General features: G+C 61.9%; 24 protein-coding genes. 10 read left to right on the top strand and 14 right to left on the bottom strand.

Annotation, left to right across the window (positions count from 1 at the left end; all coding sequences use genetic code 11):
• The first annotated feature begins 185 nt into the window (after positions 1 to 185).
• The 5 genes from OF122_RS08265 to OF122_RS08245 all read left to right on the top strand — a co-directional run bounded on the left by OF122_RS08265 (position 186) and on the right by OF122_RS08245 (position 3417).
• Complete coding sequence (locus tag OF122_RS08265) at positions 186 to 1118, top strand: ATPase (protein ID WP_264227295.1); 933 nt, start codon at positions 186 to 188, stop codon at positions 1116 to 1118.
• Positions 1119 to 1142: 24 nt separating this feature from the next.
• A complete protein-coding gene (locus OF122_RS08260; protein ID WP_264227294.1) occupies positions 1143 to 2063 on the top strand; it encodes a homoserine O-succinyltransferase in 921 nt (306 codons plus the stop codon).
• 122 nt (positions 2064 to 2185) lie between these two features.
• The gene (locus OF122_RS08255) at positions 2186 to 2506 is read left to right on the top strand and encodes an ArsR/SmtB family transcription factor (protein WP_264227293.1); all 321 of its coding nucleotides are present in this window, start codon (positions 2186 to 2188) and stop codon (positions 2504 to 2506) included.
• Positions 2503 to 2967, top strand: a complete 465-nt coding sequence (locus OF122_RS08250) for an SRPBCC family protein (protein ID WP_264227292.1) — start codon at positions 2503 to 2505, stop codon at positions 2965 to 2967. The genes OF122_RS08255 and OF122_RS08250 overlap by 4 nt, the downstream gene beginning before the upstream one ends.
• A gap of 33 nt (positions 2968 to 3000) precedes the next feature.
• On the top strand, positions 3001 to 3417 hold the full coding sequence (locus OF122_RS08245) for a GFA family protein (protein ID WP_264227291.1): 417 nt from the start codon (positions 3001 to 3003) through the stop codon (positions 3415 to 3417).
• A 37-nt stretch (positions 3418 to 3454) separates the two neighbouring features.
• Here OF122_RS08245 and OF122_RS08240 read toward each other — a convergent pair whose 3' ends face one another.
• A complete protein-coding gene (locus OF122_RS08240) occupies positions 3455 to 3688 on the bottom strand; it encodes a BrnA antitoxin family protein (protein ID WP_264227290.1) in 234 nt (77 codons plus the stop codon).
• Between the two features lie 205 nt (positions 3689 to 3893).
• On the opposite strand from OF122_RS08240, the gene OF122_RS08235 reads away from it, so the two are divergent.
• Positions 3894 to 5351 (top strand): YcjX family GTP-binding protein, encoded by a 1458-nt coding sequence (locus OF122_RS08235; protein WP_264227289.1) that lies wholly within the window; start codon positions 3894 to 3896, stop codon positions 5349 to 5351.
• Positions 5348 to 6370, top strand: a complete 1023-nt coding sequence (locus OF122_RS08230; RefSeq protein ID WP_264227288.1) for a YcjF family protein — start codon at positions 5348 to 5350, stop codon at positions 6368 to 6370. The genes OF122_RS08235 and OF122_RS08230 overlap by 4 nt, the downstream gene beginning before the upstream one ends.
• Before the next feature lie 85 nt (positions 6371 to 6455).
• On the opposite strand, the gene OF122_RS08225 is transcribed toward OF122_RS08230, so the two are convergent.
• The 9 genes from OF122_RS08225 to cysG form a co-directional block, all read right to left on the bottom strand.
• Positions 6456 to 6743: a hypothetical protein gene (locus tag OF122_RS08225; protein ID WP_264227287.1), complete on the bottom strand. Its 288-nt coding sequence runs from the start codon at positions 6741 to 6743 to the stop codon at positions 6456 to 6458.
• 243 nt (positions 6744 to 6986) lie between these two features.
• Complete coding sequence (locus OF122_RS08220) at positions 6987 to 7244, bottom strand: hypothetical protein (protein WP_264227286.1); 258 nt, start codon at positions 7242 to 7244, stop codon at positions 6987 to 6989.
• A 258-nt stretch (positions 7245 to 7502) separates the two neighbouring features.
• Entirely contained in the window at positions 7503 to 8117 is a 615-nt protein-coding gene (locus tag OF122_RS08215) for a LysE family translocator (protein ID WP_264227285.1), read from the bottom strand.
• Positions 8118 to 8202: 85 nt separating this feature from the next.
• Complete coding sequence (locus OF122_RS08210; protein ID WP_264227284.1) at positions 8203 to 8532, bottom strand: 2Fe-2S iron-sulfur cluster-binding protein; 330 nt, start codon at positions 8530 to 8532, stop codon at positions 8203 to 8205.
• Between the two features lie 144 nt (positions 8533 to 8676).
• Positions 8677 to 9708, bottom strand: coding sequence for an NAD(P)/FAD-dependent oxidoreductase (locus OF122_RS08205; RefSeq protein ID WP_264227283.1), 1032 nt, complete (start codon positions 9706 to 9708; stop codon positions 8677 to 8679).
• An 80-nt stretch (positions 9709 to 9788) separates the two neighbouring features.
• Positions 9789 to 11072, bottom strand: a complete 1284-nt coding sequence (locus OF122_RS08200; RefSeq protein WP_264227282.1) for a phosphoadenylyl-sulfate reductase — start codon at positions 11070 to 11072, stop codon at positions 9789 to 9791.
• A complete protein-coding gene (locus tag OF122_RS08195) occupies positions 11059 to 12717 on the bottom strand; it encodes a nitrite/sulfite reductase (RefSeq protein WP_264227281.1) in 1659 nt (552 codons plus the stop codon). The genes OF122_RS08200 and OF122_RS08195 overlap by 14 nt, the downstream gene beginning before the upstream one ends.
• Positions 12704 to 13009: a DUF2849 domain-containing protein gene (locus OF122_RS08190; RefSeq protein WP_264227280.1), complete on the bottom strand. Its 306-nt coding sequence runs from the start codon at positions 13007 to 13009 to the stop codon at positions 12704 to 12706. The genes OF122_RS08195 and OF122_RS08190 overlap by 14 nt, the downstream gene beginning before the upstream one ends.
• 7 nt (positions 13010 to 13016) lie before the next feature.
• Positions 13017 to 14411, bottom strand: coding sequence for a siroheme synthase CysG (cysG, locus tag OF122_RS08185; RefSeq protein WP_264227279.1), 1395 nt, complete (start codon positions 14409 to 14411; stop codon positions 13017 to 13019).
• A 473-nt stretch (positions 14412 to 14884) separates the two neighbouring features.
• Between cysG and OF122_RS08180 the strand changes: the two genes are divergently transcribed.
• Positions 14885 to 15112 (top strand): DUF2798 domain-containing protein, encoded by a 228-nt coding sequence (locus OF122_RS08180; protein ID WP_264227278.1) that lies wholly within the window; start codon positions 14885 to 14887, stop codon positions 15110 to 15112.
• Positions 15113 to 15267: 155 nt separating this feature from the next.
• Complete coding sequence (locus OF122_RS08175) at positions 15268 to 17085, top strand: metallophosphoesterase (RefSeq protein WP_264227277.1); 1818 nt, start codon at positions 15268 to 15270, stop codon at positions 17083 to 17085.
• 57 nt (positions 17086 to 17142) lie between these two features.
• Here OF122_RS08175 and OF122_RS08170 read toward each other — a convergent pair whose 3' ends face one another.
• Both OF122_RS08170 and OF122_RS08165 read right to left on the bottom strand, forming a co-directional pair.
• Positions 17143 to 17463, bottom strand: a complete 321-nt coding sequence (locus OF122_RS08170) for a 2Fe-2S iron-sulfur cluster-binding protein (protein ID WP_264227276.1) — start codon at positions 17461 to 17463, stop codon at positions 17143 to 17145.
• 99 nt (positions 17464 to 17562) lie between these two features.
• On the bottom strand, positions 17563 to 17943 hold the full coding sequence (locus OF122_RS08165; RefSeq protein WP_264227275.1) for an Hpt domain-containing protein: 381 nt from the start codon (positions 17941 to 17943) through the stop codon (positions 17563 to 17565).
• Between the two features lie 333 nt (positions 17944 to 18276).
• On the opposite strand from OF122_RS08165, the gene OF122_RS08160 reads away from it, so the two are divergent.
• A complete protein-coding gene (locus tag OF122_RS08160) occupies positions 18277 to 23646 on the top strand; it encodes an apolipoprotein A-IV repeat region-like domain-containing protein (RefSeq protein ID WP_264227274.1) in 5370 nt (1789 codons plus the stop codon).
• 58 nt (positions 23647 to 23704) lie between these two features.
• Here the strand turns inward: OF122_RS08160 and OF122_RS08155 are convergent, their stop codons facing one another.
• Complete coding sequence (locus tag OF122_RS08155; RefSeq protein ID WP_264227273.1) at positions 23705 to 24730, bottom strand: glycosyltransferase family 4 protein; 1026 nt, start codon at positions 24728 to 24730, stop codon at positions 23705 to 23707.
• A complete protein-coding gene (locus tag OF122_RS08150; RefSeq protein WP_264227272.1) occupies positions 24727 to 25530 on the bottom strand; it encodes a UDP-2,3-diacylglucosamine diphosphatase in 804 nt (267 codons plus the stop codon). Before OF122_RS08150 ends, OF122_RS08155 begins: the two co-directional genes overlap by 4 nt.
• Positions 25531 to 25535: the final 5 nt, after the last annotated feature.

Genomic DNA, 25535 nt, shown 5'->3' with positions numbered 1-25535 from the left:
TGACCTTTGTTCAGAAAGACGGGTGGCAAGGACCAGATTTCCGGGAAATTTCCGCCGCCCACCCGGCAAATTTTTCCCTCTTTGCCTGTTCGCTCTCACTGCCTCCCCACTGCCGGGGTGACAGGCTGAGGTCTGGGGCACGCCAGCGAATGACTGGACGGCTGCGCCATAAAAATCTAAGCAGCATGTCTGATTTTCATACAGTTGCCTGGACCCACCCCATGCTGTTTGCCTCCGCCGATGAGTTCCGCTCCCTCCCCCGCAAGGCCGTCACGGTCTTCGGCATGGCCGGCGTGGGCAAGACGCGGCTGGGCAACATATTGCGCCGCGCGGACTGGTTTCATTTCTCGGTCGATTTCCGCATCGGCACGCGGCACATGGGCGAATACATCGTGGACAATTTCAAGCGCGAGGCAATGAAGGTCCCCTTCCTTGCCGAACTGCTGCGCTCGGATTCGATCTCGATCCAGTCCAATATCAGCTTCGACAATCTCGATCCGCTCTCGACCTATCTCGGCACACCGGGCAATCCGGCCAAGGGTGGGCTGACCTTTTCCGAGTACCAGCGCCGCCAGGAACAGCACCGCGTCGCCGAAATCTACGCCCTGCTCGACGTTCCCTATTTCATCGAGCGTGCCAAGGCGCTCTATGGCTATGACAATTTTCTCTGCGACACCGGCGGTTCGCTGATCGAGGTGCTCGACCCGCACAACCCTGAGGACCCCGTGGTCAAGGCTTTGACCGACACCACGGCCCTGCTCTATCTGCGCGGCACCGAGGACGATGCCCAGCGCCTGATCGACCGGTACAAGGCCAATCCCAAGCCGATGTATTATCCGCCGGACTTCCTGATCGCCAAATGGGACGAGTTCAAGCGCGAGAACGGCGTTGCCCATGACGACGACGTCGATCCCGACGCCTTCGGTGTGTGGGGTTTCGAGGCGCTGCTGCGCGACCGGCTGCCGCGCTATCAGGCACTGGCCGACAATTTCGGATACCAGGTCGACGCGTCCGAACTTTCAGGCGTGCGTGACGAAAAAGACTTCATGGAGCTCATGTGCAGGGCCATCGCCAATCGTCCGGTGATGGCCGCAGAAAACAGGACTGCACTTATATAAGATTCCACTGAAGGACGTTTCACGATGCCCATTCGCATCCCCGACCAGCTTCCTGCGCGAAAGACCCTCGAAACCGAGGGCGTCGTGGTCATGGATCAGTCCCGCTCCGCCCGGCAGGACATCCGCCCGCTGCAATTCGGCCTGCTCAACCTAATGCCCAACAAGCAGCGCACCGAAACCCAGTTCGCGCGCCTCATCGCCTCCACCCCGCTCCAGATCGATCTCACACTGGTCCGGGTCGCCGATCCCTTGTCGAAAAGCACGCCCGAGGATTACCTCCAGAACTTCTATTCGACCTGGGAAGAGGTCCATACCAGAAAGTTCGACGGTTTCGTTGTAACCGGCGCCCCAATTGCCAACATGCCGTTCGAGGACGTGCGCTACTGGCCCGAAATGCTCGAGATCATGGATTGGACGCAGACCAACGTCCACCACACTATGTTCATCTGCTGGGGTGCCCAGGCCGCATTGCATCACCTGCACGGCGTCAAGCGCTATCGCATGGAGCACAAGGCGTTCGGGGTCTATCGCCACAAGGTGCTCGACACCCGCCACCCCTTCCTGCGCGGTTTTTCCGACGATCTGGCGGTGCCCGTGTCGCGCTACAACGATATCGACCGGCAAAGCCTTTCGCCCGATCTCGATATCCTCATCGACAGCGACGAGGTGGGCATCTGCATGCTCGACGATCGCAAATATCGCGCCGCCTACATGCTCAACCACCTCGAATACGACAACACTTCGCTGGCCGACGAATACCATCGCGACATCGAGGCCGGGCTCGACACCCCAATGCCGGTCAATCTGTTTCCCGACAACGATCCGACCAAAATGCCCGAAAACCGCTGGCGCAGCCACGCCCACCTGCTGTTCCAGAACTGGATCAACGAGATCTACCAGACAACCCCGTACGACCTCGACAAGGTCGGAACGGGCGAGTGGTGAACTGATCGACTGAAATCGAGCGGAAAATGGTCGCGCGGCCTCAACAACCGCGCGCATCCATTTTGCATCTTGATATGCAGGTAAATACCTGCATATTATCTCTCCAGACGGAAATGAGGCCAATGGACGACGACAAGGTATTCAGGGCGCTGGGCGACCCGACCCGCAGGAAGCTTCTCGACCTGCTCTATGAAAACAATGGACGGACGCTCAGCCAGCTCATCGAAGGGCTGGACATGACCCGTCAGTCCGCCACCCAGCATCTGGATATCCTCGAAGCGGCCAATCTCATCTCCACCGTCAAACGCGGCCGGGAAAAACTGCACTTCATCAATCCCGTGCCGCTCCACGACGTTTACGAGCGCTGGGTCCGCAAGTTCGAGCACCAGCGCCTGAGCCTGCTTTACCAGCTCAAGAACGAACTCGAAGGAGAGAAAGAATGACCGCCGAACGCACCAGCTTTGTTTATGTCACCTATATCGCCTCGACCCCGCAAAAAGTGTTCGAAGCCATCACCCGTCCTGACATCGCCCGGCGCTATTGGGGCCATGAAAACGTGTCGGACTGGACGCCCGGCGCCAAGTGGCAGCACGTCCGCGCCAATGAGGAGCGGACTGTCGAACTGGTCGGCGAGGTCGTCGAGATCGCCCCGCCTTCCCATCTCGTCATCACCTGGGCAAACGCTTCACAGGCCGACGACCCCGAGGCGCGCAGCCGCGTGACATTTTCAATCGAGGAATACGAGGACATGGTCCGCCTCACCGTCAGCCATGACGAATTGATTGCCGGCAGCGGCATGGAAGCGGGGATCAGCAAGGGCTGGCCGGCCGTGCTTTCCAGCCTCAAATCCTTCCTTGAAACCGGTCGCGGGCTCGACATCTTTACCAAGCCCAAGGCGGCTTGACCTCGCGCAGAACGAATTTTCGAGGACCTACAAATGGCCAGATCCTACAAGGGCGGATGCGCGTGTGGCGCGGTCCGCTATGAAACGGGCAGTAATCCCATCTTCGAGAACCACTGCCAATGTATCGACTGCCAGAAGCGAAGCGGCACCGGACACGGCTCCTATCTGAGCTTTCCGCACCGCGCCGAGGTGGAAATCACCGGTGAGGTGTCAGAGTGGCGTGTGACGGCGGACAGCGGGCAAGACAAGATTCACGCCTTCTGCCCGACCTGCGGAACGCCTGTTTACCTGACCTTCACCGCCATGCCTGAGTTGATTGCGATCCACGCCGCCAGCCTCGACGACCCCGGCCAGTTCACCCCGCAAGCGCTCACCTACAGCATCCGCGGCCACGCATGGGATACCATCGATCCGGGATTGCGAGCGTTTGAGAAAATGCCAGCGGCTTGACAGACAGGTAGTTTGGGCACGATGCCGTGCCCGCTCCTCACTCCAGGCCGGCAGCAGCCCTCAGCGCCGCGTTGATCCGCTCCTGCCATCCCGGCCCATCGTCCTGGAAATGGGCAAGCACGTCGCGATCGATGCGGAGCGAAACCAGCTCCTTGCCGGTCGGGATGGTGTTGGCTTTCGCTTTGGGCTCTGCCGGCTTGGTTGTTGCGGCCTTGAACAGCGCTTCGGCGCGCTCCTTGCCGCTGGTGGGTCGGCGCGGGGTATAGGCCATCAGGGTCACCATGCTGTGCAAAAATGAATGACCCGGCCAGGAGGTGGAATCTCCGACCGGGCCAAAGCCTTCAATCGGCGAAGATCGAAGACGGCGCATCGATAATCCAGACCGGCGCCAAGGGCAAGCGATATCGCGCCAAGACCTCTCTTGCATTCTCGTGTTCTCCCCCTACCTTGATCGGGCGTAACCGGAGTTCGAGTTCTTGCCCAGCCTGCCCACCACCATCGCCGACGAACTGGGCATAGCGCTCGGCAATCTCGCCGATGCGGCAACCGGAACCGTCACCCCCACCTTGCGGCTGGGGGTCACCGGCCTGTCGCGCGCGGGCAAGACCATCTTTATCACCGCCCTGATCCATAACTTGCTGACGGGCGCGCGCCTGCCCGGCTTTGCGCCCATGGCCGAGGGTCGGCTGATCGGCGCCCGGCTCGCCGAGCACCCCGACAACGCCACGCCCCGTTTCGCCTATGAAAACCACCTCGCAGCCCTCATGGGTACGCCCCCGGTCTGGCCGGAAAGCACGCGGCGGATTTCCCAGCTGCGCCTCACGCTCCGCTACCAGTCGGCAAGCTGGATCAAATCGCAGTTCGGCACATCGACCCTCAATCTCGACATCGTCGATTATCCCGGCGAATGGCTGCTCGATCTGCCGCTTCTGACCAAATCCTATGCCGAATGGAGCGAGGAAGCCCTGGCGCTCGCCCACCGCCCGGCCCGCGCCGAGGACGCAAAGCCTTTCCTTGATGCGCTGGGCTCGTTCGATCCCGCGCGCGAAGCCGATGACGCGGCCGCCGAAACTCTGGCAACCGCCTTCACCGCCTATCTTCGTGCCTCCAAGGGCGATGCCCGCGCGCTCTCAACGCTTCCGCCGGGGCGTTTTCTGATGCCCGGCGATCTCGAGGGCTCCCCGGCCCTTACCTTCGCGCCCCTACCGGCCCCGGCATCGACGCCGCGCCATTCGAGCCTCTATGCAATGCTCGAGCGCCGCTACGAGGCGTATAAATCCGTCGTCGTCCGCCCCTTCTTTCGCGACCATTTCGCCCGCCTCGACCGCCAGATCGTGCTGGTTGATGCATTGCGTGCGCTCAACGCCGGCCCTGAAGCGGTGGCCGATCTGGAAACGGCGCTCACCTCGGTGCTGTCCTGCTTTCGACAAGGTGCATCCAACCCGATTTCGCGGCTCTTCACCCGCAAGATCGACCGCATCCTGTTCGCCGCCACCAAGGCCGATCTCTTGCACCACACTTCCCACGCCCCGCTGGAAACCATCCTCAACCGCCTCGTCGCCAACGCCTCGCGCCGCGCTAAATTCCACGGCGCCGAAACCCGCTCGCTGGCCATCGCCGCCATCCGTGCCACCCATGAAGGCAACGTCAAACACGGAGGCGAGACCCTGCCCACAATTATCGGCACCCCCGAAAACGGCCAGCGCCTCGGCGAAACCACCTATGACGGCAAGACCGAAATCGCCTTGTTTCCCGGTGACTTGCCCGAAAACCCCGATTCACTTTTCAAATCGGTTGACTCAACACCTCAACTGAACTTCCTGCGCTTTCTGCCGCCCAAAACCCTCTCCCCCAGCCAGACCGGTGATCCCGTGTTTCCTCATATCCGCCTCGACCGCGCTCTGGATTTTTTGATCGGGGACAAGATGGCATGAGAGAACCCCGCGCCATCCCCACCCAAACGCGAGCAGATGACCCGGCGGCCCGCGCCCCGCGCGCCTTTGAAACCACGCTGGCCGAACCGGCCCCTGATGTGTTTGAAGCCACGCCCGAGGACCTCGCCGATACCGATGTCGCCCCGACGCTCAAGCGCAAGGGCCGTTTCTGGCGCAATCTGGCACTGTGGACCGGCGGCACACTGGTGTCTCTCGGCCTGGGCCTCGCCGCCGACCGGCTGATCCGCGATCTGTTTGCGGCCTATGACTGGCTGGGCTGGTTCGGGCTGGGCGTGCTGGCGGTCTTTGCCCTCGCCCTCGTCGTCCTCACCATCCGCGAGGTGATCGGGCTGGCGCGGCTGCGCACAATGGACCGGCTGCGCGACAGGGCGGCTTCTGCACTGATTGCCGACGACTTGCCCGCCGCGCAAAGAATCGTCTCTGAACTCGATGGGCTTTACGCAGAGCGTGCGGACCTGGCCCGTGCACGCACCGGGCTCAAGGCCGATACCGCATCGATCATGGATGGGGCCGAGCTGATCCTGGCCGCCGAACGGACGCTTATGGCGCCGCTCGATGCGCGGGCCCGCGCGCTGACCGCGTCAAGCGCCCGCCGCGTCGCGCTGGTCACCGCAGTCGCCCCGCGCGCCCTGATCGACATCGCATTCGTCGTGTTCGAGAGTTTCCGCCTTGCCCGCAATCTGGCCGATCTCTACGGCGCCCGGCCGGGCTTTTTTGGCTTTATCCGTTTGATAGGGGCCATCATTGCCCACCTCGCGGTCACCGGTGGGCTGGTGTTGACCGACGGGGTGGTCGAACAATTGATCGGTCATGGCGTGGCCGCCAAGCTCTCCGCGCGTCTGGGCGAAGGCGTGCTCAACGGGCTGATGACGGTGCGGGTAGGGATCGCGGCGATCAAGCTGGTCCGCCCCCTGCCCTTTGCCGCCCGGACATCGCCGGTGGTGTCGGACTTCGTGGCCGATCTGGGCAAGGTCGCAACCGGGGACAAGACAGAATAAAGGGCAGCGCCGAAGCGCTGCCCGAAAAGACGTTAAGACGATGCGCGATTATTCAGCGTCTTCTTCGCCTGCGTCACCATTCTATTTAATCGTCCGCGGTTTCTCCCGGAATGGGAACGTCGATCAGACCCGCCTCGGCGCAATCGTCACGGGTGAGCGTCGAAAGATCGATCGAGGACGTGGACAGCTCTTCAGCCGAGCTCGGGGATTCGTCGACAGCCTCGGGAAGCGGCTCCGCAAGGGTCTCGCAATAGTCCTCGACATAGACCCAATCTTCAGCGCTGACGGCAACGCCGCCGATTTCCTGAGCCATGGCAGGAGCGGCGAGGCCGGCGGTGAGGGCGATGGAAGCGAAAAGGGCAGTGCGTTTCATGGTTTTCTCCATTGGTTCTTTGATCGGTTGCAACGAAATACAACCGATGGAACAACGCGGCACCCGCTCTTCCAGTCTCGTCAAGCGGGGCGCTGGTCGAACAATGCATGCCCCGGTCGATGGGTTGCGACCGCAAATTTGATCATTTTACGGCACAGTTGTGGCAAGGACTCGCGACCGCAAAGAGAAAAGGGCGGCTCCCTGGAGCCGCCCTTGTCGCATCTTGAACAATAGCTTTTTCGATCAGATCAGGCCGGCTTTCTGGCAGTCGCTCTGGCTGATCGAGCTCAACTGAACGCTCGGAGTGGAGAGTTCAGCGGTCGCCGACGGGCTGAAATCAAAGGCGTCGGAAACCGAAAGGCCATCAAGGGAGTCGCAGTAATCGGTCACATAGGTCCAGTCCGCATCGGAAACTGTGATCGTGCCGATCGTGTTGGCCATAGCGGGAGCGGCAAGGCCGGCAACAACTGCGACCGAGGCGAGAAGGGCTTTGAGCTTCATTTTTTAAGTATCCTTTTCTTGATGTCCCTCGTTGGAGACAGGACAAGAGATAGGCGCTCTCCAGCCGATTTCCAGATTAAAAATATTAGATTTTTGTCACTTTGTGGCGCGCAGGTTCAGGGAGTCCATTTCACCCGCTGGACAACGCCGGAAACAGGCGGTTTCAGGCTGAAATCGGTCCGCCGGCTGACATGATCAAATTTCAATGGCCAGGATTTCCGGCCCGGTCCAACATTCCGCAAGACGTGCCGCTTCAGCCTAAGGCTTGAGCACGATATAGGCCGCCGCGCCGGCCATGGCACCTGCCGCGCCGCGATTGAGCGCCTTGAGCGCCCGCGGATTGCGCAGGAAGTCGCGCGCCTTGGCGGCCAGTGCCACATAGGGCACAACGACCAGGTAAAGCACGATAATCGTGGTGACGACCAATCCCGCAAACCGCTCGGGGGTCACCGCCTGCAGATCGACCACGGTAGGCAGCAGGGCCATATAGAAGATGATGGTCTTGGGATTGCCCAGCGTGACCGAATAGCCGCCCAGCATCGAGGCCAGTGCGCCATTGCCCTTGCCGGCCTGGATCTTTTCAGGATCGATGCCGGCCCGCCAGAAGCTCCACGCCAGATAGGCGAGATAGGCGGCGCCGAGCACTTTGACGACAACGAAAATGCCCGAAAAGGCCGCCGCGACCGCCGCAAGGCCCAAAACGGCAAGCGTGAGATAGGTGAGATCGCCCAGCACCAGCCCCGTGCCAAACCATACCGCCGGACGAAAGCCCGAACCGAGCGCCTTGCCGACCGCCGCGGCGATGCCGGGTCCGGGAATGGCGGCGGCTATGGCCAGCGCGATGGCATAGGGGAGATAGTCGAGAAGGTTCATGGCAGGCACTCGGGACAAAGCATCAGTCTATGCCGTGCTCATACACCCGCGCGCCCAAACCGGAAAGGACCAGTTGCGACCGATTTCAGGCCGCTTCTTCCTGCTTGGCCGAATCCGCCAGCGTTACCCGCAACCCGTCCAGTTCCTCGCTCATCAGGATCTGGCAGGACAGCCGGGAATTGGCCTCGTAATCGGGCACCGAATCCAGCATGTCCTCTTCCTCGTCGGTCGGCGGGTTGAGCTTGTCCTGCCATTCGGCATCGACAAAGACGTGGCAGGTCGCGCAAGAGCACGAACCGCCACACTCGGCCTTGATATTGAGCCCCCAGTCCCGGATCACTTCCATCACCCGCCAGCCTTCGAGGGCTTCGAGTTCGTGTTCGGTCCCATTCTGGTCGGTGACGTAGATCTGCATGTGAGGTCCTGTGAGGTTTTGGTCGCCCATTTTCGCGGGGCTGGAGTGAGTCGAAAACGGTATTGGATGAGAACCGGAGCGGAGCGTATTACAGATACGTGAGCACCGGAAGCGCAGGCCAATGCCGTTTGCAGGCCACCCCAGTTACGCGACGCCCAGCTTTTTCTGCAATTGGGTGGACGACGTAGTGTACTGAAAAACCACCTTCTGGTCGGGATGCACGATTCTCTTGGCGGCCTGGGCCATCAGGGCGCCTTCGTGGAAACCCGAAAGGATCAGCTTCAATTTCCCCGGATACCAGTTGATATCGCCGATGGCGAAAATGCCGGGCTCGCTGGTCTCGAATTTCTCGGTATCGACCTTGATGAGCGCGTTGTCGTGCAAATCGAGCCCCCAGTCGGCAACCGGCCCGAGCTTCATGGTCAGCCCAAAGAACGGCAGCAGTCGGGTGGCGGGAATGCCAAGCTCGCCGCCGGCGGTCTTGAGATAGACTTCCTTGAGCTGGCCGTTCTCGCCTTCGAGACGCCCGAGCTGGCCGGTAATGAAGTTGATCCGCCCCTCTTCGACCAGCGCGCGCATCTTGTTGACGCTGTCGGCATGACCCCGGAACTGGTCACGGCGGTGGACAAGAGTGAGCGAGCGGGCCAGCGGTTCGAGGTTCAGTGTCCAGTCGAGCGCCGAATCCCCGCCGCCCACGATGACGAGATCCTGGTCGCGGAAATCTTCCATCTTGCGCACGGCGTAGAACACCGACTTGCCTTCGTATTGCTCAACGTCCTCCACCGGGGGCCGCTTGGGCTGGAATGAGCCACCGCCCGCCGCGATCACAACAACCTTGGTCAGAAACACCTCATCAGCATCCGTGGTCAGCCGGAACGAACCGTCATCGAGCTTTTCGACCGACTTGACCATCTGGGAGAAATGGAACTCCGCCCCGAAAGGCTGGATCTGTTTCATCAGATTGTCGGTCAGCCCCTGCCCCGAAATCTCGGGAAATGCGGGAATGTCGTAGATCGGCTTTTCGGGATAAAGCTCGGCGCACTGCCCGCCCGCGCGATCGAGAATGTCGATGACGTGGCATTTGAGGTCGACCAGACCCAACTCGAACACGGCAAACAGGCCCACGGGGCCTGCGCCAATAATCACGACATCGGTGACGATTTCATTTCCGCTCATGGATAAAGGAGTCCTGGTCTGTGGTGCGCTTCCAAGTTCGCGCTTGGGATATATATATGACGTGAACTGTCAAGTATGGATCAATCGGCCGGCCGCCTTAGAAACGGTCGCGTGCCTTCGGGAATTTCAACGCGCGCTCCGACCGGCTGGTAATAACGCGATACCTCGGCGAGCGCATCCTTTTCCAGCGCTACACGCGTCGGCCCGTTCGTCACAACGAACGCGTCGATACCGCAGCGGCGCATGAACGGGATCTGATCGCTCAGAACGTCGCCAACCGCCCGCAATTCGCCATCATAGCCATACCGCTCGCGCAGCAGCCGCGCGCTCGAATAGCCCCGCCCGTCCGTAAAGGCCGGGAAGTTGATGGCGATCGAAGAAAACCGATTGAGATCGTCGGCCACGTCCTCGACCTTTTCGCCGGGGCTGACCAGCAACCCGATCGGGTGCGGGCTGGCCAGAAACACCTCGCGGTTCTCAACGAACACGGTGAGCGGCACATGGGTATAGCGAACGTCGGCAGCGATATCGCCATCGGTCCACATGCGCCAGGGATCGGCTTTGAACGCACCGTCCTTAAAGAGAGTCAAAGAAGATTGGCTCACCGGTTTCGCGATGCTCCCGTTGAAGTCGAAATGAATGCCGCACTCGCGCTTGTCGCGCCCGCGCCAACGGCCGGCCCGGGGGTCTTCCCCTTCCGCCACGGCACTGGTGCACGGAGCACAGCCGATGGATTTGTACCCGCGCTCGAACAGCGGATGCTCGGGCAGCTCGTGGGCCGCCTTGTAGGCATCAATGTCCTCATGGGTAAAGTAGGCCAATGGATTGACCTTGATGCGATCATCGCTCGTCAGTTCGAAATGGGGCAGCACCCCGCGCTCGGCCGTCTGGAAGCGCTTGCGCCCGGTCACCCAGCCACCATAGCCCTCAAGCACTTTTTCAAGCGGCTCGGTCTTGCGGATATGGCAGCACGAATCCGGATCGCTTTCCCAAAGGGTGCCATCGGGATCGAAGCGCTTGATGTCCGCGCTGTCGGGATGAAGCGTGATCACATTGGTCAGCCCGAACCGCGACTTGAGCGTTTCCACATAATCGAGCGTCTCGGAAAAATGCTTGCCTGTTTCGAGGAAATAGACCGGCAGATTCTTGTCGACCAGGCTCACAAGATGCAAAAGCACGGCTGAATCCGCACCGAACGAGGAGACCAAGGCGATCTCGCCCGGCAGCAATTCCTCGACCGCCTGACGCAGCACGCCCTCCGCGTCCATCTCGTCGAACATGCCGTTGAGCGAGAGAATGCCGAGCTGGCGCAGCTTGTCCTGCTTGGGTTCGGCCGCGCTGATGATTGAGCTAACCATTGCCATAGAGCGCCTCCTTGAACGGCGCATCCCCCAGCCGCCGATAGGCTGAAATAAACGTTTCGTCGTCGGTTGTGCGCTGGGCGATATAGGCATCGACCAGCCGCTCGATGGCGCCCGGAACCTCTTCTGCAACGAACCCCGGGCCCAAAATCTTGCCCACCGACGCCTCTTCGGTGCCATCACCGCCGACGGTGATCTGGTAGAGCTCGGTGCCCTTCTTTTCGACGCCCAGAATGCCGATATGGCCCACATGGTGATGCCCGCAGGCATTGATGCAGCCCGAAATCTTGATCTTGAGCTTGCCGATTTCCTTCTGCCGATCGGGCGCTGCGAACCGGCGCGAAATGTCCTGCGCAATCGGGATCGAGCGCGCATTGGCCAGCGCGCAGAAATCGAGTCCCGGGCAGGTGATCATATCGGTGATCTCGCCCGAATTGGCATCCGCCAATCCCGCTTCCACCAGCCCGTCGTAAACGGCGCGCAGATCGCTCAGTGCCACGTGGGGCAAAACCAGGTTCTGCTCATGGGTCACCCGAACCTCGTCGAACGAATATCGTTCGGCGAGATCGGCCACCGCTTCCATCTGTTCGGCCGTCGCATCGCCGGGCGCGCCGCCGATGGGCTTGAGTGAAATCGTGATCGAGGTATAGCCCGACCGCGCATGGGGGAAGGTGTTGTTTTCCAGAAACCGCCCATAGGCCGGATCGAGAATCTTTTCCCGCTCCACATCGATGGAAACCACACCGTGGTCCTTATAAGCCGGCTGCGCGAAATAGGCGTTGATCCGGTCCAGCTCGGCCTCGGGCAGGGTCAGCACGCCGCCGCGCATCTGGGAGAATTCATCCTCCACCTGCGCCTTGATGGTCTCCAGCCCTTCCTCGTGAACAAGGATCTTGATGCGCGCCTTGTACTTGTTATCGCGGCGGCCATACCGGTTATAGACCCGCAGGATCGACTCCAGGTACGCCAGCAGATGCTCGTGCGGCACAAAGCCGTTGATGAGCTTGGCGATCATCGGCGTGCGGCCCAGGCCGCCACCGACATAAACCGCCCAGCCGATTTCGCCCGAGCCGTTGGTCTGCGCCATCAGCCCGATATCGTGGAATTTCACCGCCGCGCGGTCGTTGGGAGCGCCGGTGATGGCGATCTTGAACTTGCGCGGCAGGAAGGTGAATTCAGGGTGCAGGCTCGACCACTGCCGGATGATCTCGGCCACCGGACGCGGATCGATGATCTCATCAGCCGCCGCACCGGCAAACTGGTCGGTCGTGACGTTGCGAATGCAGTTTCCCGACGTCTGGATGGCGTGCATTTCCACGCTCGCAAGATCGGCGAGAATTTCAGGGATGTCGCGCAGTTTCGGCCAGTTATACTGGATGTTCTGCCGCGTCGTGAAATGCCCGTAGCCCCGGTCATATTTCCGCGCGATATGGCCCAGCATCCGCATCTGCCTTGAACTCAGCGTGCCATAGGGCACCGCCACGCGCAGCATATAGGCGTGAAGCTGGAGATAGAGCCCGTTCATCAGCCGCAGGGGCCGGAACTGGTCCTCGGTCAACTCTCCCGAAATGCGACGGCGCACCTGGTCTGAAAACTGCTCGACGCGCTCGGAAACAAACGCCGCGTCAAATTCGTCATATCGATACATGTTCGTCCTCGCCCAGATGCTGGCGGTCAAAGCGCGGCGCGGTCGGCCCTTCGGACCTGATGCGCTCACGGATACGGTTGGCGTAAATTGCGCCGTTGATCGTTTCGACGTCCTCGGATTCAAGGCTGATGATCCGGCCGGTCGCCTTGGTCGCCGCCATCGCGGCCTCGAGCGCCTCGGTCTCGTCCTTTGCAAACACCCGCGCAGCCTGAATGTCCTCGACCCAATTGCCTTGCGGATCGAGATAGACTGTCGCCCCGGAGAGCAGTTCGTTGCCTGTGAGGATTTTCATATGTGCCTTACGCTACCTTGAACTTTTCTGCGGCAATGGCTTCGGCCTGCGCCCAATCGCCTGCGGCCACCGCTTCGCCGATAAAGATGATCGCCGGACCATCGACAAAATCGATCTCGCCCGATGCCAGCCCGCCAACAGTGCCCGCGTAAAGCGTCTTGTCGCTGCGTCCGGCATTGACAACGATTCCCACCGGCACGGAGCCCGAAAGCCCCTGCCCCATGAGATCGCTGGCCACCTGCCCGGCAATCGACTTGCCCATGTAAAGCCCAAGCGTCAGCCCTGATTGGGCCAGCGACGCCCAATGGGCAAGGTCTGAATTGTCCGCGCCGTGCGCTGTGGCGAAAACGAACCCCGAAGAGACCTTGCGCAACGTCACCGGTGTTGCCGTATCCGCGGCCGCGGCCAGCGCAGATGTGACGCCCGGCACGATGGAGTACGCGATTCCCGCCTTGCGCAGCGCCGCGATTTCCTCGCCGGCGCGCCCGAACACCATCGGATCGCCCGATTTGAGCCGCGCCACCTTCTTGCCCTCGCGGGCCAGCCGCACGATCAGCGTGTTGATCTGAGCCTGCGAAAACGAATGATGACCCTTGGCCTTGCCCACCGAAATCCGGTCCGCATCGCGCCGCCCCATTTCGACGACGGCCGAGGGCACCAGCTGGTCATGAACGATAACGTCGGCTTCCTGCAGCAGGCGTTGGGCGCGCAGGGTCAGCAGATCCTCTGCCCCCGGCCCAGCCCCGATCAGCCAGACGACGCCATCACCCGACGCCGCCTCGGCATGCGCGGCCAAAAGCGCATCGGCCCTGGCCTCGCCCTCTCCGGCTGCAAGCGCATTTTCGATACCGGGCGCCGTCACCAGCGCCTCGTAATAGCGCCGCCGCGCCGTGCCATCGGAAAGCAACGCTGAAACCTTCTCGCGCATCGATCCGGCCAGCCGGGCTATATCGCCCAGCCGGGGCGAAAACATCGCCTCGATCTTTGCCCGCACCAGCCGCGCCAGCACCGGCGCATCGCCTTCGGACGATATGGCAATCGAGATCGGCGCCCGGTCCACAATGGCCGGGGTGAAGAAATCGCAGTTTTCGGGAACGTCCACCTCGTTGACCGGCACACCCGCTTCGCGCGCCAGTTTGAGCGCCCGCGCGCCGTCGGGTCCGTGATCGGCCACGAACGCCAGCGCCGCATTGGCAAAATCTTCGGGCTCGACCGAGCGCGTAACCAGCGTCACATCCATCCCGGAAAAATCGGCCTCGAATTCAGGGGCGAACAGCACGACTTCCGCGCTGGTCTTGACCGCCAGCCGCGCCTTGGCCAAGGCTTCCTCATCACCGCCCACAATGACGATGCGCCGCCCTTTGACGGCGACCGAAACCGGGAATGTGTTAAGCCGTGCCACGGGTGAGGTTCTCCTGGCCGCAAACGAGATCGGTTCAGTTTCTGGAGTTGGCGGCGGGATCGGGAGGGACACGCGCTCTGCCAAACGTGTGCAAAATTAGGTGCTTTCGGCCCATCCAGCAAGCGCAAGAACGGCTTTCGGAGACTTATTTCCCTCCCATGATGCCACTTGGAACGCCGCGCGCGGGCAAGGTCCCGATGCGCGAATAAATTTCCCTCTCACTCCCGGCCCGAAAAACACGACCGGAGCGATAGACAAGGACTGGCGCCGATGCTCGGCCTTGGGACTTGATCTTCTTTTGCCGCTGGCATAACTCCTTCCGCGTCGAAAAGATCATGGCCGGTCTGGTTATTCCGGTGCCCGCAATCGCGGGATTGTCGCGATGAGCGAACCCACGGCACCAACCTTGATTTGGGTGGTGCTATGGTGGGACATTCGATCTGCCGTTCTCCGCCCTGTATTGTGAGATCGACATGCCCAGCAAACACACCCTTTTGATCGCCCAGATCCTCATTACCCTGATGATGGCCTTTTCGATGTCCGGGATCATGGGCTTTTTCGCCCTTGGCCCAACGCCGGAATGGCTGGCCAACTGGCCGAAATCCTTCATCATCGCCTGGCCCATCGCCTTTTGCCTGACGCTTCCGGTCGGCAAGATCGCATTTGCCATTTCGGGAAGCCTGACCGCTGCAGAAAAATAGCCGCGCCCGCTTCTATCAAGGGGAAGACGGCGACACCGCCTTCCCCGCCTGGCTGGCCCCGACCCCATTCACCAGCCTGACATTTCCCTGTCATGCCGCTGTAAACCCCTGATCGTACAGCCGTCGCGTATGTTCCCCAACGGAGACAGGACGCGATGACTCCCGCCCCCAGAACCCTTCTTGTTGCCGGTCTTCTCGCGGCAACTGCCCTTTTTGCCCCCATCCCCGCGATGGCCCAGGCCAGCCAGGCTGACGAGCGCCTGTTGACCGACCCGTTCCTACAACTTCCCACAGAGGACGGCGTGCACGTCGTCTGGTTCACCGAATTTGAAGGCGAAGACCACACGGTTCTCGTCGGTGAACGCGAATTTACGGCCCAAACCATGAAGATGAGCCGTCTGGCTGAAGACAATCAGTCCTGGGTCGGCACCCAGAATGGCGACGGTTCGGTGTATGCCTCCACCACCGCCCGCGACGTGTGGCGTCACGAAGCCTATGTGGACGGTCTGACCGCAGGCGAGCGCGAGACCTATTTCGTGCGCTCGACCGACGCCGATGGCGAGACCGTCGAAAGCCGGGCATTCTCCCTCGCCCCGCTTCCCGCACAAGGGCAGCCCCTGCGCATTCTCTTGACCTCCGATCATCAGCTCAAACCGATGACTCCGACCAACATGCAAAAGATCGCGGAGAATGTCGGTGAGCTCGACGCCGTGTTCTTTTCCGGCGATCTCCAGAATATCCCGGACCGGGCTTCCGAGTGGTTCGACGACAATCGCAGTTTCGCCTTCTTCCCCGGCCTTCAGGGCCACGCTGCATACGCGCTGGCCCAGTCGCGCACCGAAGGCGACACCACCTTTGACACGACGACGACCTATCATGGCGGCGAAATCATCCAGAACGCCCCGCTGTTTCCGGTCATCGGCAACCACGAAGTGATGGGCCGCTACAATCCTGCCACCACTCTGGGCAGCCAGTTCAACGATCCGCGTCCCCGCGCTGTCGCCGAAGCGCTCTATGAGGCCAATGCCGACCTCTACAACCCGTCGGGCGCCACCGAAATCCGCGAACAATGGATCGCCGACAATTCGTTCAACACCACCACCTACGAGGAAATCTTCACCCTGCCAGCAGATGGTCCGGGCGAGGAAACCTATTACGCCATCCGCTATGGCGATGTGTTCATGATCGGGCTTTACGGCACCCGCATCTGGCGCTCGCCCTCACAGTCCGAAGGCACCCGCGGCAAATACCGCGAGGCGGCAGCCGACCTCAACACCCCCGACGATTGGGGTTGGGGCGAGTTCATCTTCGAAGACATGGCCGAAGGCTCCGAGCAGTATGACTGGCTGGTCTCGGTTCTCGACAGCGAGGCATTCAAATCCGCGCCGGTCAAACTCGCCCTGATGCACCACCCGGCGCACGGGATGGGCGACAATTCCATTCCCGCCTACTCTCATCCCGAGCAGATTCTCGACTATGACGATGAGGGCCGTTTGACCGGCGTGCGCTACGACTATCCGGTCGACGCCGACGTGTTCGTCAACCACGTCGAACCGCTTCTTTCGGACGCCGGCGTGCAGCTTGTCCACACCGGCCATTCCCACGTCTGGTATCGCTTCGTGAACCCGGCTGGCATGAACATCCTCGAAACCTCCAATGTCGGCAACAATTACGGTTGCTACATCGAAGGCCATCAGGCGCGCGGCAACGCCCCGTCCGGTTTCGATTACGACCCTGCGGACTATGCCGTCACCGGCGATCCGCACGGCTATGAACCAGTGATGCCGACCGAGTTTTCGCCCATGACCAATGCGACCTCCGGCGAAGACCTCCCCTGCATCGCCAGCAACGAGATGACTGCATTCTCGATCCTCGAAACCGGTGCGGACGGCACAACCGTCAGTTCCTACGTGTTCGACACCACCGACCCCGAAGGTGAAGTCGAACTCTTCGACCGGTTCGCGCTGAACTGATTGCTCTCAGCACCAAAAAAGAAAGCCCCGCTTCGGCGGGGCTTTTGCATATCGGGTCTAACCCTGCCGCGTGGGAACGTTGACCACCAACCCGTCCAGTTCGTCCCGGATCCGGATCTGACACGAAAGCCGGCTGGTGTCCTTAACCTCGAAGGCAAAATCGAGCATGTCTTCCTCCATGGACGACGGTCCGCCGGTCACCCCGAACCATTCCTCTTCCACATAAACGTGGCACGTCGCGCAGGTGCATGCCCCGCCGCACTCGGCCACGATGCCGCGCACCCCGTTGCGGATCGCCGTCTCCATCAGCGTCGCCCCATTTTCCGCTTCGACTTCGCGGCGCGCGCCATCGGGTTCAACGAACGTGATCATAGGCATAAAGTTGCTCCGGGGATAAATCTGTGAGGTGCCCCGGATATAGGAAAACCAGCCCGCACACACAAGCGGGTCAACCTTGCGCAATGTTGGCGCGAAAACTCAGTCCGAAACGATCGAGGAAATGTAGCCGCACACCTCGGAGACCGCCATGCCCAGATCGGCCAGCGTCTCCTCGTCCAGCTTGCCGTCGCGGACAAATTCCGCCTCGGCAGCCCGCGCCTGGGAGGCCAGAACCATGGCGCCAACCCCCTGGGCAGCACCTCTAAGCGTATGAAGCCCCAACGTTATTTCGTGCGGATCGGTCGCCGCGCTCACCCGCTCGAAATAGATGGCGACCTGCTTTTCGAACATGCGCAACACTTCGCATTCCAGCGCCCTGTCCCCCAGCGTCTGGCGCGCCAGATACACGAGATCGATGGGCCGGCTGGTCCTGTCGACCTTCACAGAATCGAGGCTCACCCCCGGCCGTGGCTGCATCATCTCTCACCCCGTTACGCAACTGTCACAATCACTACCGCCAGCTTAACCCTGATTGGATAAAAAGACCCTTAATCGCTGATATCTGCTATATTTTCGGCTCCAGAGGGTGCACGAAAAAAGTCGTTAACGGTCTTTTAATAAAGATTTCAGCAATGGCCCCAAACCGTGTATAACTCAGGATAGAGAAATGGCTGTTGGGGTGATTGCGGGGCATGTTTCCGCGCGTTCGATATCCTGGCAGGCAATGTGACCGAAGCGGTTAGCTCCCGCCAAGGTATTGCCGCAAAAGTCATTTTTCTAAAATGCGGCGCATGAGTAAAGAGTATTTAGAGTATGGCGAACAAGTCGACCCCACCCAAGGACGATCCGGCAGCGCTGGCGTTTTCTGCTGTCGAAAACGCACTCAAGGACTCGGTCTTTTCAATGGATGACAAGCCAGCCCGCAAAGTAGAGAGCCAGCCGGCAAGCCGCGAACCCAGGCGCGAACAGCGCCGTGAGGCGCCCACCAACACCGAGCGTTTGCGCGCCGCCGACAAGATCGCCGCTCAGGCCTCCTCGGTCGCCAATGACGATCGTACCACCGCCGCCTCCGCGCTGTATGCCCTCCAGTCTCGTGCATCCAATGCGCCGATCTGGTTCGCCATCACCACGTCCCTTCTCTGGCTGATCGGCGTTGGCCTGATCGCCGCCCTGCGCTACGGCCCGCGTTTCACTGAAGGGCTCTCGATCGCCGAATTTGTGCAAAGCCTTGATTTTGCAGCGCTCGCAGCGATCACCGCCCTGCCCATTCTCGCGATGATTTCCATCGCCTTCCTTGTGCGCCGTGCCCAGGATCTGCGCCTTGCCGCCGCCTCGATGACCCAGGCCGCCATGCGTCTGACCGAGCCCGAATCGGCTGCCGCACACAAGATCGCCACCGTCGGACAGGCCGTGCGCCGCGAGGTGAACGCCATCGGCGACGGGCTCGAACGCGCCCTCTCGCGCGCCGGCGAGCTTGAAGTGATGGTCCACAATGAAGTGACCGCACTCGAGCGCACCTATTCGGACAACGAAACGCGCATGCGCCAGCTCATCGAAGAACTGGCCAGCCAGCGCGACGCGGTGATCACCAATTCCGAGCGCATGCGCGAAGCCATCGCGGCCGTGCATGGAAACGTCACCAATGACCTTAACGAGATCGGCTCGTCGATCACCGAGAGGCTCAAGACGACCGGCAGCGAAGTCACTCAGGCGATTTCCGACCGCGCAACGGCCATGACCGAATCGATCGAAACGGCCGGCACGACAATCGAAACCACGTTCGAACGCCGCTCGCAGAGCTTCGCCGAAACCATTGAGGGCCGCACCGCCGACCTCATCATGGCACTCGACGACAGCTCCAGCCGCCTCGATGGCACGCTGACCGACAAGGCCGAAGCGCTCGCCACCGCCATCGATACATCGACCGATCGCCTCGATACGGTGCTGACCTCCAGCGCTTCCAGCGTTCAGATCGCCCTCGAGGGCCATTCGAGCATGGTTGAAGCTGCATTGGGCGAAACGACCGGCCAGCTCAACGCCCTGTTTGAAACCCGAACCGCCGATCTCACCAACGCGCTCGACAGCCGCAACCAGATTCTCGAAGACACTCTGGGCTCTGGGGTTTCGCGCATTGAAACCGCATTCGAGGGTCGCGCCGAAGCGATTGCCAAGGTTCTCGGCAGCGGCGTCGAGGATGTCGAAGCCGCGTTTGCGGGCCGAGCCGACGCGCTGGCGGCAGCGCTGGGAACCGGCGTGGCAGAAGTCCGGGCAGCATTCGAGGGCCGGGCCGAAGCTCTCGCAGACGCCCTGGGCGTTGGCGTGGAAAGCATCGAGGCCGCCTTCGGACGCCGGACCGATGCCTTGACAGAGGCGCTCGATCAGCGGGCCCGCGAGGTCACCGAGAATGTCGATGCGCGCATCAACTCGCTGGTGAATTCGCTCGATTCCCACACCATCTCGCTTTCGGCAGCCATCGAAGAAAAGTCGGCTACCATCGGCGAGGTTCTCAAGGGCTCGACCGAATCCATTCTCGTGGATTTCTCGCGGCGTTCCGAAGCGCTCGGATCGAGCTTTGCCGCGATGGGCGAGACCGTCTCCAATGGCATCGCAAGCCGCGCCGAGGAAGCAGAGGCAACCCTGAGCCGGATCACCAATCGGCTCGACGAAACCTTCTCTATCCAGTCCAACGCCCTCCAGAGCCAGATCGAATCCATGAGCCTGCGCCTCGACGGTGCGCTCGAGGAATCGACCGAGCGCACGCGCGAGACCCTCACCAAGGCCGGCACCGATACGCTGGCCCAGCTCAATGCCCGGGTCGATGAGATTTCGGTCATTCTCGATAACCGCATCGGTCAGGTCGACACAATCGTTGGTGAAAAGGGCGAAAAGCTCGTTTCCTCGCTCGATGCGCACACCACCGAAATCGCAGACCGGTCAAACCGTCTGGAAACACTGCTCGACGACAAGGGCCGCGCCCTTGCCAGCGCGCTGGAAACCGGCGGCGAGAGCTTTGGCGCCATGGCGGACGCCAAGACCTCCGCCCTCACCGAAGCCCTCGACGCGCGCGCGCAAGCCATCACGTCGGCCGTGGACCTGCGCACCGAGGCGCTCTCTTCGGCCCTCGACGCCCGCGCAGACGCGCTCAATTCGAGCCTCGATATCCGCACCGAGGCGCTCACATCGGCCTTTGATGGCCGTGCAGAGCAGATCGGTTCCGCCCTCGATGGCCGCGCCGAAGAAATCGCTTCGGTCATCGAAAGCCGCACTGGCAATCTGACATCGGCAATCGACAGCCGGACCGAACAGCTGACCGCGGCGCTCGACAGCCGCACCGAGCAGTTCAACAGCGCGCTCGATGGACGGACCGAGACCTTTACCTCTGCGCTGGATGGCCGGACCGAACAGTTCACCTCGGCGCTCGACAGCCGCTCCGAGCAGCTTACCTCCGCTCTCGATGCACGCACCACCCAGCTCGATACAGCGCTGGCGGCCCGCACCACACAGCTCGATGACACGCTGGCCGAGCGCGCCAACGCCATGAATTCGATGCTCGACATCACCTCGAGCCAGCTCTCGGAAACGCTGACCGAGCGCACCCGCTACATGGGTGGCATCATCGACGAATCCGCCGAGCGCCTCGAACGCTCGATCGGCGATCGGGCTCGCGGGCTCGAAGAATCACTGGATGAAAAATCCCGCCACATGGCGGAGTCGATCGCCGACCGGACAAGCGAACTCACCACCGCTGTCGACGCCTCGGGCGAGCGCATCCGCGCCACGATCGATGGCAGCCTTGTCAACGTCACCGAAACGATGGAAACCCGGTCCAACCAGGTGTCCGAGCTCATCGAAAGCAAGGTGGCCGAGCTCAATTCCAATATCGGCCGCGAGATCGACGTCGCTGTCGAAAAGATCAGCGGCGCGGAATCCGGCGTCACCGCCAGGATCGGCGAAGCCGCATCCTCGGTCGGCCAGAGCGCCCGCGACGCTGCGGACCTGGTCGAAGCGCGTCTCACCGAAGCGCGCAGCGCCATTACCGAGATGGTCGACGATCGTCTGGGCACCCTGCCCGAGGCGATCACCACCCGCGCCGAAATCACCGCCGAACGGTTGGCCGGTCTCAATGAGGCCATCCACGGCACGATCACCGATTCCATGCGTGACCTCGAGAGCGGCGCCGACCGGATCGAATCCACCCTCACCGGTTCGATCCACAGCGCCATCGGCCAATCGATGGCCGACCTCGAATCCGGCGCCAGCCGCATCGAGACCGTTCTCAACGACAAGCTCGCCAACGTCACGGCCAACATTTCCGCCGACGTCGAACAGACGGCAATGCGCATGGACGCCGTGGTTCGCAAGGCCATGGAAGAGCTCAAGGTGGCCACTGTCCATATCGAGGATCTGGTGGAAGTGCGCGCCGTCCATACCGCAGACGAGCTTGGCCGCAAGGCGTCCGAGATCAACCGAATCGTGTCCGAGCATACCGACAGGTTCGCCGAACTCATCGACACCAAGCAGAACCAGTTGACCAACGCTCTGGGCAGCCAGACAAATCTGCTGCGCGCCGCGCTTGAAGCAAACGCCCGCGACGCCGAAGACATCATGTCGGAATCGTCCAACCGTATTCAGCACGAAATCACCGACTCGCTGCGCAAGCTCAACGATGCCAATCTGCTGCTCCAGAGGGTTCTGGAAGCCTCGACCGGCAACCTTGCCCGCCTGCAGGGCAATGTCGGCGAACAGACCCAGGCCTACACCGCCGCCGTCCGCGATGCGATGACGGGCACCGAACAGGCCGGCACCATGATGAGCCAGCACGTCGAAGCGCTGCAGAACACCATGTCTGCAATGCTCGAGCAGTTCGGCCAGCTGTCGGGTAAACTCAACTCCGAGACTGACGGGTTCACCACGGCCGCGGCCAATCTGGCCGAAGTCTCCAACTCCACCATGGATACGCTGGAAAATCGCCGTGGGGCCATGGAGTCGCTCGCCGAAGGCTTTGCCGCGCGCACCGATGAAATCGACAACCGCCTGCGCGGCTTCGCCCAGTCGATCGCCGAAACCGTCAACCAGACCGAGCGTCGCCTGATCGCTGCCCGCAAGGCGATGGAAGACGCGCTCGCCTCGACATCGGATGCCGTGACCGGCCAGATTTCGACCATTGGCGATCTCGCCTCGGGCGAAGGCCAGCGCGCCAGCGACGCCTTGCGCCAGACCCAGGCCGATCTGCTCGCCGATATCGAGCGCGCTTACGCCGACGCGACCCGCCGGTTCGGCGATACTGCCGACGCCATGCGCATGACCGCTTCCCAGCTCGGCCAGGAACTCGAAGCGACCCGCAACGAATTGCAGCGCTCGGTGCTGGATCTGCCGGAGGAAACCCGGGCCAGCGCGGCTGCAATGCGTCGCGTCGTCGCCGAACAGATCGAAGCGCTGTCGGAACTCAACGCCATCGTGCGGGCCCAGCCGGGCACCCACGAAGTGTCGAGCCGTACCACGCCGCGGACGCCTTCGGCACGGCTTGCCGCTGCCGAGCCGACCCGTCGCGCCGAACCGGCGCCTCAGCCTGTGCGCCAGCCTGAGGTGCGTCAGCCTGAGGTGCGTCAGCCTGAGGTGCGTCAGCCCGAGCCGACGCGCCAGCAGGCCCCGGTTGCCACTCAGGCCCGTCCCGCAGAGACGCAGAAATCACCGTCCGAGCGCCTCAATGAAGCGCTGACCCAATCCCGTAGCAACCAGCCGCAACCGGCGCCCGCCGCTGCTCCTGCTGCTCCGCAGGAGGGGGGATGGCTCCGCGACGTCCTGCGCAACGCTTCGGCAAGCCAGCAGGCCGGCACGCAGCGCCCGCTGAACCTTTCGAGCCTGACCGAAGACATCGCCCGCGCCATCGACAGTGATGCGCTCACAGCGGCCTGGAACCGCTATCAGGATGGGGAGTCGGGCGCCTTCAATCGCCGGCTCTACACCATCACCGGGCAGTCGACATTCGACGAAGTGCGCCGCAAGCTCCAGCGCGATCCCGAATTCTCGCGCACCGCGAGCGCTTATATGAACGAGTTCGAGCAGTTGCTTGGAGAGGCGGCCAACGGCCCTAACGGCATGCAGCAGACCTTCAATCAGCTCGTGAGCAATCGGGGCAAGGTCTATACGATGCTCGCCCATGCAAGCGGCCGGTTGAACTAAGCCCGCCCAACCTTGAATTGAAAAAGCGCACCCCTCGGGGTGCGTTTTTGTTTCCGCCTCATGCCGCGGCCATGGCTTGCAAACGGATCGGTGCCAGGCGCCGTGCGAACTGATCCGCCGCTGCCTCCCAGGTAAAGCCCCTGGATCTTTCAATCGCCTCGGATCGCGGAATGGAAAGCGCGCGCCGCACGGCGAGGGCAAGATCCTCTTCCAGCGCCCCACCCTTGCCCGCTCCGATCACGTCGACCGGCCCCATCACCGGATAGGCGGCAACCGGAGTGCCGCACGCCATGGATTCAAGCATCACGTTGCCGAACGTATCGGTGCGCGAGGGAAAGACGAAAACATCAGCGCTGCGATAGGCATCCCGCAAGGCCGCGCCCGTCAATTGGCCCGTAAAGACGACATTGGGAAACCGCTGCATGAGCGCGCCGCGTTCCGGGCCGTCGCCGACCACAATCTTGGTGCCCGGATGGTCAATCTCGAGAAACGCCTCGATGTTCTTTTCAACAGCGACTCGCCCCACATAGAGGAGGTGCGGCCCTGGCAGGCCCGAAAACATCGCCTTGGGCCCGGGGCTGAACGCAGACAGATCCACCCCGCGCGACCAGACGGCAAGATGGCGGAAAAACCGCCGCCGCAGATATTTGAGGACCGAGGGTGTGGGCACCATGGTTGCCGATGCCGCAGCATGGAACCAGCGCAGATAGCCATAACTCCACTCGACCGGCACCGGCAGGCGTGCGGCAAGGTATTCGGGAAAGCGGGTATGATAGCTGGTCGTAAAGGCAAGGCTTTGCGCCACGCAAAGCGTCCGCGCCGCCAGCCCCAGCGGGCCTTCGGTGGCAATGTGGATATGGTCGGGCGCAAAGCCGGCGATCATGTCCTGAACCACCCTGAGCGATGGCAAGGGCACCCGGATGTCGGGATAGGTCGGCAGGGGCAGCGTCCAGAACGGCTCGGGCGTAAGGTATCTCACCTCATAGCCGCGCCGCTTCAATGTGTTGCCCACATTTTCGAGCGAGCGGACGACCCCGTTCACCTGCGGGTGCCAGGCGTCCGAAACGATGAGCAGACGCGTCATGGGGTGGCCTCCTGCATCGGAGGCAGGACCGCTTGGCGAATGGGCACAGTCTCCTCGACCCAGCGGATCAGTTCGAACCGCCCTTCCCGTGTCTCCACGATGGCTGTGCAGTTCTCCACCCAGTCGCCGCAATTGAGATAGGTGACGCTTCCGTGGCTGGCGATTGCGGCGGCATGGATATGGCCGCAGACCACACCATCAAAGCCCTGCTCGTCCGCCTCGCGCACCAGCGCGGTTTCGAACCGCTCGATCAGCGCGGCGGCCCGGCCCACATTGGCCCGCGCCCAGCCCGAAAGCGACCAGCGCGGGCGACCGAGCCGCTGCCGCACCCGATTGATGAGCATGGCACCGCGCAGCGCCAGATTGTAGGAAATATCCCCAAGCCAGGACACCCAGCGGGCATGCCGGACGACAACGTCGAACTGGTCCCCATGGATGACCAAATAGCGCCGCCCGTCCGCGCCGGTATGAATTGCCCGTTCGCGCACGTCTATGCCGCCGAACCGGAGCGCCGCGAACTCACGCAGAAACTCATCGTGATTGCCCGGCACATAAACGATGCGCGCGCCCTTGCGCGTGCAATCGAGCAGATGCTGGATCACCCGGTTGCAGGCCGGCGGCCAGTGCCAGCTTTTTCTAAGCTTCCACCCGTCGACAAAATCGCCGACCAGATAGATGCATTCGGCCTCGACCGATTGGAGAAAATCGAGCAAAGCGCCCGCCTGGGCGCCGCGCATACCCAGATGCGTATCGCTGATAAACAGAGCGCGCAACTGACGTGGCTTTTGTGCGGAATGCATCGGAT

Source organism: Pelagibacterium flavum (genome assembly GCF_025854335.1).
In the GTDB taxonomy this organism is placed as follows: Bacteria; Pseudomonadota; Alphaproteobacteria; order Rhizobiales; family Devosiaceae; genus Pelagibacterium; species Pelagibacterium flavum.
The sequence above is the reverse complement of the archived record's forward strand: the minus strand, read 5'-3'. Positions and strand labels throughout refer to the sequence as shown.

Bases quoted from the DNA above. Each gene is read 5' to 3' on its own strand.
- OF122_RS08265 (WP_264227295.1), top strand. From the start codon at position 186: ATGTCTGATTTTCATACAGTTGCCTGGACCCACCCCATGCTGTTTGCC.
- OF122_RS08260 (WP_264227294.1), top strand. From the start codon at position 1,143: ATGCCCATTCGCATCCCCGACCAGCTTCCTGCGCGAAAGACCCTCGAA.
- OF122_RS08255 (WP_264227293.1), top strand. From the start codon at position 2,186: ATGGACGACGACAAGGTATTCAGGGCGCTGGGCGACCCGACCCGCAGG.
- OF122_RS08250 (WP_264227292.1), top strand. From the start codon at position 2,503: ATGACCGCCGAACGCACCAGCTTTGTTTATGTCACCTATATCGCCTCG.
- OF122_RS08245 (WP_264227291.1), top strand. From the start codon at position 3,001: ATGGCCAGATCCTACAAGGGCGGATGCGCGTGTGGCGCGGTCCGCTAT.
- OF122_RS08240 (WP_264227290.1), bottom strand. From the start codon at position 3,688: ATGGCCTATACCCCGCGCCGACCCACCAGCGGCAAGGAGCGCGCCGAA.
- OF122_RS08230 (WP_264227288.1), top strand. From the start codon at position 5,348: ATGAGAGAACCCCGCGCCATCCCCACCCAAACGCGAGCAGATGACCCG.
- OF122_RS08225 (WP_264227287.1), bottom strand. From the start codon at position 6,743: ATGAAACGCACTGCCCTTTTCGCTTCCATCGCCCTCACCGCCGGCCTC.
- OF122_RS08220 (WP_264227286.1), bottom strand. From the start codon at position 7,244: ATGAAGCTCAAAGCCCTTCTCGCCTCGGTCGCAGTTGTTGCCGGCCTT.
- OF122_RS08215 (WP_264227285.1), bottom strand. From the start codon at position 8,117: ATGAACCTTCTCGACTATCTCCCCTATGCCATCGCGCTGGCCATAGCC.
- OF122_RS08210 (WP_264227284.1), bottom strand. From the start codon at position 8,532: ATGCAGATCTACGTCACCGACCAGAATGGGACCGAACACGAACTCGAA.
- OF122_RS08205 (WP_264227283.1), bottom strand. From the start codon at position 9,708: ATGAGCGGAAATGAAATCGTCACCGATGTCGTGATTATTGGCGCAGGC.
- OF122_RS08200 (WP_264227282.1), bottom strand. From the start codon at position 11,072: ATGGCAATGGTTAGCTCAATCATCAGCGCGGCCGAACCCAAGCAGGAC.
- OF122_RS08195 (WP_264227281.1), bottom strand. From the start codon at position 12,717: ATGTATCGATATGACGAATTTGACGCGGCGTTTGTTTCCGAGCGCGTC.
- OF122_RS08190 (WP_264227280.1), bottom strand. From the start codon at position 13,009: ATGAAAATCCTCACAGGCAACGAACTGCTCTCCGGGGCGACAGTCTAT.
- OF122_RS08180 (WP_264227278.1), top strand. From the start codon at position 14,885: ATGCCCAGCAAACACACCCTTTTGATCGCCCAGATCCTCATTACCCTG.
- OF122_RS08175 (WP_264227277.1), top strand. From the start codon at position 15,268: ATGACTCCCGCCCCCAGAACCCTTCTTGTTGCCGGTCTTCTCGCGGCA.
- OF122_RS08170 (WP_264227276.1), bottom strand. From the start codon at position 17,463: ATGCCTATGATCACGTTCGTTGAACCCGATGGCGCGCGCCGCGAAGTC.
- OF122_RS08165 (WP_264227275.1), bottom strand. From the start codon at position 17,943: ATGATGCAGCCACGGCCGGGGGTGAGCCTCGATTCTGTGAAGGTCGAC.
- OF122_RS08160 (WP_264227274.1), top strand. From the start codon at position 18,277: ATGGCGAACAAGTCGACCCCACCCAAGGACGATCCGGCAGCGCTGGCG.
- OF122_RS08155 (WP_264227273.1), bottom strand. From the start codon at position 24,730: ATGACGCGTCTGCTCATCGTTTCGGACGCCTGGCACCCGCAGGTGAAC.
- OF122_RS08150 (WP_264227272.1), bottom strand. From the start codon at position 25,530: ATGCATTCCGCACAAAAGCCACGTCAGTTGCGCGCTCTGTTTATCAGC.